This is a genomic window from Streptomyces sp. BK340 (genome assembly GCF_007827595.1).
GTDB lineage: Bacteria > Actinomycetota > Actinomycetes > Streptomycetales > Streptomycetaceae > Streptomyces.
On sequence record NZ_VISR01000078.1, the window covers coordinates 1 to 1,267 of the forward strand.

The window sequence follows — 1,267 nt, forward strand, 5'->3', positions numbered from 1 at the left end:
GCGAGCAGGACGGTGTCGGGGTACTGGGCGTCGATCTCCTTGCGCACCCGCCTCAGGAACTCGTGGGTCGCCGGCAGGTTCTCGCAGTTCGTGCCCTCCTGCTGGTACAGGTACGGCACGGCGTCCAGGCGGAACCCGTCGATGCCGAGGTCCAGCCAGAACTTCAGCGCGGAGATCATCTCCTCCTGCACCGCCGGGTTCTCGTAGTTGAGGTCCGGCTGGTGCGAGAAGAAGCGGTGCCAGTAGTACTGCTTGCGTACGGGGTCGTACGTCCAGTTGGAGGCCTCGGTGTCGACGAAGATGATCCGGGCGTCCTGGAACTGCTTGTCGTCGTCGGCCCAGACGTAGTAGTCGCCGTACGGACCGTCCGGATCCCGCCTGGACTCCTGGAACCACGGGTGCTGGTCGCTGGTGTGGTTCATGACGAAGTCGATGATGACGCGCATGCCGCGCTGGTGGGCGGCGTCGACGAACTCCACGAAGTCGGCCAGGTCACCGAATTCGGGGAGTACGGCGGTGTAGTCGGAGACGTCGTAACCGCCGTCCCGCAGGGGTGACTTGAAGAAGGGCGGCAGCCAGAGGCAGTCGACGCCGAGCCACTGCAGGTAGTCGAGCTTGGCGGTCAGGCCCTTGAGGTCACCGACGCCGTCGCCGTTGCTGTCCTGGAAGGAGCGGACGAGTACCTCGTAGAAGACGGCGCGTTTGAACCACTCCGGGTCCCGGTCCTTGGCGGGAGTGTCCTCGAACGTGTCCGGGACGGGCTCGTTGACGATCATATGGTGGGTGACCCTCCGATCTGCGGGGTGGACGGTCGCAGAACCGAGAAGACATGCGCGGGCCTGTGGCCCGGTTCGAGTCGCACATAGTTGGCCCTGCCCCAGTGATAGGTCTCGCCGGTGAGCTCGTCGCGCACCGGCACCGACTCGTGCCATTCCAGGCCGAGTTGCGGCATGTCCAACGAGACCGTTGCCTCCTGGGTGTGGTGGGGGTCGAGGTTGGCGACCACCAGAACCGTGTTCGATCCGCTCCGCTTCGAGTAGGCGATCACCTCGTCCTTGTCGACGTGGTGGAAGTGGAGATCGCGCAGCTGCCGCAGAGCGGGACTGCGGCGCCTGATGTCGTTGAGCCGGGTGATGAGGGGGGCGAGGGTGCGGCCCTCGCGTGCGGCGGCCTCCCAGTCGCGGGGTTTGAGCTGGTACTTCTCGGAGTCCAGGTACTCCTCGCTGCCGGCCCTGAGCGGGGTGTTCTCGCACAGTTCGTAGCCGCT

1 protein-coding gene and 1 pseudogene are annotated in these 1,267 nt (G+C 65.7%); both read right to left on the reverse strand.

The features are described from left to right. The coding region (locus tag FB157_RS46980; protein ID WP_261387077.1) for an alpha-amylase family glycosyl hydrolase at positions 1-776 on the reverse strand (776 nt) is incomplete at its 3' end. Next, a pseudogene (locus FB157_RS46985) lies at positions 773-1,267 on the reverse strand (DUF3459 domain-containing protein); the annotation flags it as partial. The pseudogene FB157_RS46985 and the gene FB157_RS46980, both read right to left, overlap by 4 nt.